The sequence below is a fragment of the Paraeggerthella sp. genome (assembly GCF_048427265.1).
GTDB classification, from domain to species: domain Bacteria; phylum Actinomycetota; class Coriobacteriia; order Coriobacteriales; family Eggerthellaceae; genus Paraeggerthella; species Paraeggerthella hominis.
This window is the reverse complement of the sequence record NZ_DBFOSR010000079.1, coordinates 1-7,257: the sequence shown is the minus strand read 5'-3', so window position 1 is coordinate 7,257 and position 7,257 is coordinate 1. Positions and strand designations below refer to the sequence as shown.

The following is a 7,257-nucleotide window of genomic DNA, read 5'->3' as shown; positions in this document are numbered from 1 at the left end:
CCGACAACTCGGCAAGCTGGTGAACCGTATAGGTTTTCTCATGCGGCATGCTGGCCTCCTTCGCCTCCGGCGCTCGTCGATCGCCCGAGCACCGGAATACAGCATAAACCCTCCCGTAACGAGAGGGTCAAGCAAGAATACTCGAATATTTCGCCTTCCTTCAAATACTTTATTAAATATGGTATTATGTACTGAATAAAGTATATCGAAAGGAGCGCTATGCCCTCCCCGATCGCACCTCTTCCCGTCATCAGGCCTATAACCGATCTGCGCACGCAGCTCAACGACGTATGCACGCAAGCGACCGAGCTGCAAGAGCCGATCGTTCTCACGAAGAACGGAGTGGCCTCGTTCGTGCTCATGGACAGCAACGCATACGAGGCAGCCGAGCGGCGCAACCGGGTATACCTGGCCCTACGCGAAGCGGAGATCGAGGAGCAGTACCGCCCCGAAACCCTGTCCGCCGAAAAGTCCGATGCGAGGATGAGCGAGATATTCGCACTCTGGAAACTCGACTACGCACCGGTCGGGGACTGATCATGCTCGATCTTGCATGGAGGCCGCGCGCTCATCTCGACCGGGAGTCGATAGCCATCTACCTGGGGCTCGAATGCAAAAACCCGCAAGCCGCCTTTGCGACAACACGGCGCATCGACGCCGCAATCAAGTATGCGCGCTCCTTTCCCGATGCGGGCGGACGCTTCGCCATAGAGAGGCTTGACCACGGAGAATACCGAGCGGTGCTGGCGAATCCGTACATCGTGTACTACCGCTTCGACAACGCGACGCTCACCGTATACCGTATACTCCACCAACGTCAAAGCATCGATACGTACTCTCTGGTAGACCTGCCGGAATAAACCCATCAACAGCGCGGGCGTCATGGCAAGGAAGTCGGAGCAACGCATCATTCCCCATAAGGCGCATCCGCCGAAACGCGCAGCGCCCGCAACGCAATCTGAACTGACAAGCGAACGTCAGGATCGTCCAAATCGGCGCCAAGGGTCTCCTTTATCTTCTCGAGACGATACAGCAGCGTGTTGCGATGGATATAGAACTCTCGAACGGTTTTCGCTATGTTGCGATCGTTGTCCAAAAACGTTTTGAGCAGATGAGCATCGCGCGTGCCCCGCTCTTTGTCGAGCTCGATAAGCTTCTGCACGCCATCCGGAACGATAGCGTCAACCGTCGATCCCTCTTCGCATCGAGCGATAAGGTAATCGACGGCATAGTCCTCGAATCGATACGCCTCCGACGAAACATCCTCGATACGCCCCACCCGCTCTACAACAAGAGCCTGCCGATAGAAGTGCGCAAGGTTTCCAAATCCGAAAAACGACGAACTGAAAGAGACGATGGTGCCAAGATCCCGCACGTTACGCAACACGTCGGCTATCACCTCGTCGCGCGTATGCGCACCCGCGCTGAGGTCGCACACGATTAGGGCCCTTCCGTCGAAGAAGCAATGCTGGCGAGAATCATCGTGAGCTGTAACGGCTATGGCCACCCGTGCAATAGCGCTGAATTTGCGATCGAGCTTCCGCTCCCTAAGCACAATGCAGAAAAACCTGTCGTTGTCGCGCCACCCCAGCTTTTCCATAACTGCAGCAATCCGGTCATCCGACACGGTTTCCCCCGAAAGCAGGCTCTGGCAAATCCGCACGAAACGAGTGCTCTGCCCGGCATCGCCGATGCCCGCGGTTTGCAGCCCTCTCGTCAAACAATCGCCAAGCACCTTCACCAGCACGTAGTCCTTTTTACGGAAGGGCCGCACTATGTCGTCGACGATCACGCGGGCAAGCAAAGTCCCGTTCACGCGGCAATTGTAAAGAAGGCTACGAAAAGACAGCGAGTGAACCGACAGCTTGCTCCAGGTATCGCCGGTAAACAAAACAGGGTCTTCGGCGTTTTCCAGCTTGGCGAAATCGGAGTTCTGATTGAACGCCATAGCGGTTTTCCTCGGAACGGAAAGACCGCCTTCCCCAACATGCTGCCCGTATACCTCTTCGCGGTAGATTCGAAAAGCCTCCGTTTCCTCCCCTGGGGAAGGCAGCGCGTAGAAAAAGGGGCGGTAGGAAACGTCCTGCGCTATGACGGGATTTCCAAAGATGCCCACAGAGCGCGCGCCTAGCATATCTATGGGCATGTGCTGGTCGACAAGGGCGTGAAGATCCTCTTCCCACGCGCGGTAACGATCGAACAGGCGGATCACCGCGTTCATTACGTCGACGGGTTCAACGTCCGCTTCGGAATGCAGCAGGTTCAGCGCAGCATCTTTCCACGCTTTCGGCGCGGATCCCAGACACAGAAAAGAAGCCTTCGTGGACTTGGGAGGATGCAAGGCCAGCGTCGATGCGCTCACAACGTACATGACCCCTTCGTCAAGATGCCCCGGAAGCTCATCCACGAACTGGGCGATGCGACATCGCGCCACCGTTGGAGGGTCGACGGGGGTGCCCTCGAACCGCAATTCAGGTAAGTCCTCCTGCACGAAATAAAGATTCAGCTTCATACCGGCTTGTCCCCTGTCATCTTGGCCGCTTCCCGCAAGAACGATCGTTCCCTCGCTCTTAATTTTATATGTACATAATATACGAATAAGTACCGGAGATACCAACACTTTATCAATTGTCACTCACCAATGCAGCTGTATAAAATGCACAAATAATGCGTCTGATAGTCCTACACACTGAAAAGGAGGAGGGTGCGTTATGACGAAGTTCGCGAAGTCAGATCTCAAGTTCGTAGACTACGGAAAACCCTGGAGGTACGAGGAAGACGGTCTTACCGTCACAAGGGGAAGTGCGTGGTCCGGCCCGGGATGCCACCTTGGCTGCGGCGTGCTCCTGCACACCGACAAAGACGGAAAACTGGTCAAGTGCGAAGGCGATCCGGAAAACCCGTTCAACCAAGGGCGCCTGTGCATGCGCTGCCTGAACATCCAGGAAGTGACGTACCATGAAAAGCGCATCACCTACCCCATGATGCGAGATCCGAAGGACCGCGGCAAGGACACCTGGCGACGCGTGTCTTGGGAGGAAGCCCTCGACTACGTAGCCGACAAGTTCCTTGACATAAAAGAGAAGTACGGCGCCGAAAGCGTAATCTTCGCACAGGGCACCGGACGCGACATCGGCCCCGCAATCACGCGCCTGGCCTGGTCTTACGGTTCTCCGAACTACACGTGCATCCTCTCGGGCCTGGCCTGCTTCCTTCCGCGCATCGCCGGTATGGCCCTGACCACGGGGACGTACATGGTAGCCGATGCATCCCAGGGATGGACCGACCGCTACGACAACCCCGCATACGAGGTCCCCGAAGTCCTCGTGGTCTGGGGCAACTACCCCTTGGTCGCCAACAACGAAGGTTGGCACGGGCACTGGGTGGTCGACATGATGAAGCGCGGCACCAAGATCATCGACATCGACCCCAAAGTCACCTGGCTCTCGTGCAATTCGGCTCAGCACCTTCGAATCCGCCCCGGAACCGACGCCGCTCTCGCCCTGGGCATCCTCAATATCCTCTTCGAAGAAGACCTCTGCGACAACGACTTCGTCGACAAGTGGTGCTACGGATTCGATGAGCTCAAGGCACGCGCCGCCGAATACCCCGTCAGCCGCGTAGCCGAGATCACGTGGGTTCCCGAAGAGAACATCATCGAAGCCGCACGCATGATCGGCAAGGCGAAAACAGCATCTTTGCAGTGGGGTCTCGCGGTCGACATGACCAAGGAATCCCTGCCCGCAAGCCAGGCTATCGCCTCCATTTTCATGGTCACGGGCAACATCGACGTACCGGGCGGCATCATCCCCACGATATCCATCCTCAGCTACGCATCCGGCTGGGGCGGAGAGCTTATCAGCGACGAGCAAAAAGCCAAGCGCATCGGCCTGGGCAACTACCCCATCCTCCAAGCAGGATTCCAGATGTCGCAAGCCGACGAGCTCATCGAAACGATGGAAAGCGGCGAACCGTACGAGATCCACGGTTCCTGGCTGCAGCAGACCAACATCCTGGCATGCATCGCCGCCGATCCGGAGCGTACTCACAAGGCGTTCGAGAAGCTGGACATCAACGTCTCCGTCGACCTGTTCATGACGCCGACGGCGATGGCGCTGGCCGACGTGTTCCTTCCCGCCAACACGTTCCCCGAGCACGACAGCATTCGCTTGGGCGACGGCATCCAGCGCGGCGAGGTAATCTGCCAGGCCTGCAAGCCGGTTGGCGAAAGCAAGTCCGACATGGAAATCAACCTGCTTCTTGGCAAAAGGCTCGCACCTGAAGCCTGGCCCTGGGAAACGCTGGAGGAAGTGTACGACGAGCTTTTGAAGCCCACGGGATTCACCTTCTCCGAGCTCAAGGAAGTCGCTCCTATCTTCCTTCCCCTGGAGTACCACCGCCACGAGAAGGGCCTGCTTCGCGAGGACGGGCAGCTGGGCTTCCCCACCCCGACCGGCAGACTCGAGCTCTACTCGACCATCTACGAGTCGATGGGGTACGATCCGCTGCCGTACTTCGAGGAGCCCTCGCCCGGACCGGGTTCGACGCCTGACCTGATGGAAGAGTATCCGCTGGTTCTTACCACGGGCGCCCGCGTGTTCAACTCCTTCCATTCCGAGCATCGCATGATCGAGCGCAACCGCTCCTACACGCCCGACCCGACCATACAGGTTCACCCCGAACTTTGCGAGCGCTACGGCGTCGACGAGGGCGACTGGGTATGGGTCGAGAATCACCTGGGACGCGCCAAGCGACGCGTGAAGAAGACGCCCATCCTGGGCACGCGCATCGTCGCATGCGATCACGGCTGGTGGCTGCCTGAAAAAGACCCCGAGGATCTTTTCGATCTGTACGACGTTGCCATCAACAAGCTGCTCCCGTGGGGCGAATTCGGAAAGACCGGGTTCGGCGCAAACTACAAGACGAACATCTGCAAGATCTACAAAGTCAAGGAAGGTGAGTAACCATGGCTGAATACGGCATTCTGATCGATCCCGCATGGTGCACAGGCTGCCACTCCTGCGAAGTTGCCTGCCAGATGGAAAACGGCCTTCCCGCAGGTCAGTTCGGTATCAAGGTGAACGAGATAGGCCCTTGGGAGATTGCTCCCGACAAATGGCTGCTCTCCTACGCTCCGGCGTTCACCGACCAGTGCACCATGTGCCTGCTGCGCCGCAAGAAGGGCAAGGTTCCCTCCTGCGTGCATCATTGCCAAGCCAAGTGCCTCGAGTTCGGAACCATCAAGGAGCTCTCGAAGAAACTGTCCGATCACCCCAAGCAACTGCTTTGCTCCTTCGTCTAGAAGGGCGCGAGAAGAAAAAGGAGGACCGACGATATGTGCTTCAGGCCATCATCGCTCGATGTGAAGAAGAAATGCCCGTCCTGCGGGTCGCTCAACCCGTCCAAGAACGATACGTGCGAAAGCTGCGGATCCGAGCTTCCCGCTTCCGCAGCTCCCGGTGCCCCGGGCGCCCCTGGCGCTCCCAAAGCACCCGGCGCCCCGGGTGCGCCTGCAGCCCCTGGTGCGCCCGGCGTACCCGCGGCACCCGGCGCACCGAAGCCGCCAACAGCGTAAACACTGCATGACCCGAACGGGCCGCGTCGACAACGATGCGGCCCGTTCGCATGGAGCGCCGACTCCTTCCAACGGGCGACTCCGCGCGCAGTCGCCCGTCCCCTGGTAGACCTGCCGCGTTAGCGGCCCCGGCTACTCCGCGCGCAGCAGATCGCGCGGCTTCAAGCCGTTCTTTTTCGCCTGCGCATTCCAAGAGCGATGCCCGGCCATGCGATAGAGCATGCGCGGGAAGTTGGGCTCCACGAACATCGTTTCGCCCGACTCTCGCCGCTCGATAGCGCGAGCCAGCTCGTCCAAAGCGCGCCCCAGGTTCTTGAGGGGCCCGGTCCCCATCGGCGCAGCATGCGACATCTCGCCAGCCCCCGCCGCCAAAGCCCCGCCCCGTCGCATGCCGCATGCATCACACCAGTTCCACAGCATCTCGATGGCCAGCTCGTTCTGTCGCGCTTCGTAGAATCCGCTGTTCACGATCAGGTAGACCGTCGGCGTCGATCCTGTTTCCAAAACGCGCGCCCGTATCTGACCAAGCACTTCGTACAAGGCGGAAGGTATCGCGTCCGCATACAGAGGGAGCGCAACCACCAGGGCATCGCTTGCCGCCACCAACTCGGCGGTGCGCTCGTTCACGCCAGACGCCGTCGCCGCAGCCTGGCGCGTCTCCACGCGCAAGCTTCCACCCATACGATCGCTCAACTGCTCGAGCAGGTACGCCGAATTGCTCTTCTTGGCGCGCGGGCTTCCGCACAGCAGCACCACGTTCATAGCGCAGCCTCCTTCGCTTGCTCGACGTTCTCATGAAAACGCACCTTAACTTCAGAAACATTGAAGTTGACCGCATTGGCGCGAATGAAACGATGCGCGAGGTCGCGTTCCGCCTGCGTGCCGGGGCCGTAGAAATGAACCTTCTGGCGATACGCGTGATCGTAGCGCATGGCATGGTGCATCCGGCCGTCGACCATGCGAAAGTACGGCAGCAAGTAGCCGATCGACCGATCGAACACAGCCTTGACAGAGCGGGAGTAGCCGCCGTACACCAAAGGACCCACAACCACCACCGTGTCGCTTTCCCGCAAAAGCCGCGGCATCTGCTGGCATCGGTCGCGCAGCACGCACGTGCCCGGCGTTTTCAGCCAACAGCCGAAGCAGCCGATGCACATCCGAACCTCGGGCGTGGCCGAGAACAGCACGTTCCCGTCGGGAAAACCCTGCACGAACGCCTCTTCCCCCATATCGCCCGCATCGAAAATAACCAACCGCCTGCTCATAGCGTAGATCCCTTCTTGTTGGAAGTCGCAGCAAGAACGCGCTCGCCGCCCGCGAGCGACGACAGGCCCCTGAATGCCTCGTCAAGCCGTTCGTGCAGCTCTTCGTCGTCGAACCGCGCACCCGAAGCGAGCATGGTTGCCATACCGTGGGTATAGACGATCATGTGCAGGTACAACGCCCGCGCCGCAACGGGATCAAGCCCGCTCAGCTCCTCCACGCACCTCTCCACGTTCGGCAGCGCAACGCTGCGGTACACGTCCTCGAAGCTGGCAGCGTCCATGTGCGCGGTCAGGTACAGGAACCGGAACAGGTTGCCTTCGGTGCGCGCCAAGCGCAAATGGGAAAGCCCGTTTGCCGCAAACGCGTTCGGAGCGCGATGCTCGTGCTCGCGGTTGTACGCGGCAACCCAGGCGCGC

8 protein-coding genes are annotated in these 7,257 nt (G+C 59.4%); 4 read left to right on the top strand and 4 right to left on the bottom strand.

The features are described from left to right. The first annotated feature begins 219 nt into the window (after positions 1–219). Both ACMNI9_RS07430 and ACMNI9_RS07425 read left to right on the top strand, forming a co-directional pair. Positions 220–537: a type II toxin-antitoxin system prevent-host-death family antitoxin gene (locus tag ACMNI9_RS07430; RefSeq protein ID WP_418831411.1), complete on the top strand. Its 318-nt coding sequence runs from the start codon at positions 220–222 to the stop codon at positions 535–537. A 2-nt stretch (positions 538–539) separates the two neighbouring features. After that, positions 540–860, top strand: coding sequence for a type II toxin-antitoxin system RelE/ParE family toxin (locus ACMNI9_RS07425; protein ID WP_418831409.1), 321 nt, complete (start codon positions 540–542; stop codon positions 858–860). Between the two features lie 47 nt (positions 861–907). Here ACMNI9_RS07425 and ACMNI9_RS07420 read toward each other — a convergent pair whose 3' ends face one another. Then, complete coding sequence (locus ACMNI9_RS07420; protein ID WP_418831407.1) at positions 908–2,512, bottom strand: PucR family transcriptional regulator; 1,605 nt, start codon at positions 2,510–2,512, stop codon at positions 908–910. A gap of 199 nt (positions 2,513–2,711) precedes the next feature. Here ACMNI9_RS07420 and ACMNI9_RS07415 point away from each other — a divergent pair, with 199 nt between their 5' ends. Further along, the gene (locus ACMNI9_RS07415; protein ID WP_418831405.1) at positions 2,712–4,964 is read left to right on the top strand and encodes a molybdopterin-dependent oxidoreductase; all 2,253 of its coding nucleotides are present in this window, start codon (positions 2,712–2,714) and stop codon (positions 4,962–4,964) included. Positions 4,965–4,966: 2 nt separating this feature from the next. Next, entirely contained in the window at positions 4,967–5,302 is a 336-nt protein-coding gene (locus tag ACMNI9_RS07410) for a 4Fe-4S dicluster domain-containing protein (RefSeq protein ID WP_418831403.1), read from the top strand. A 405-nt stretch (positions 5,303–5,707) separates the two neighbouring features. Here the strand turns inward: ACMNI9_RS07410 and ACMNI9_RS07405 are convergent, their stop codons facing one another. The 3 genes from ACMNI9_RS07405 to ACMNI9_RS07395 all read right to left on the bottom strand — a co-directional run. Beyond that, positions 5,708–6,337, bottom strand: a complete 630-nt coding sequence (locus ACMNI9_RS07405; protein ID WP_418831401.1) for a hypothetical protein — start codon at positions 6,335–6,337, stop codon at positions 5,708–5,710. Next, a complete protein-coding gene (locus ACMNI9_RS07400; protein ID WP_418831400.1) occupies positions 6,334–6,840 on the bottom strand; it encodes a hypothetical protein in 507 nt (168 codons plus the stop codon). Before ACMNI9_RS07400 ends, ACMNI9_RS07405 begins: the two co-directional genes overlap by 4 nt. Continuing rightward, positions 6,837–7,257: hypothetical protein (locus ACMNI9_RS07395; RefSeq protein ID WP_418831398.1), on the bottom strand; the 421-nt coding region annotated here is incomplete at its 5' end. The genes ACMNI9_RS07400 and ACMNI9_RS07395, both read right to left, overlap by 4 nt.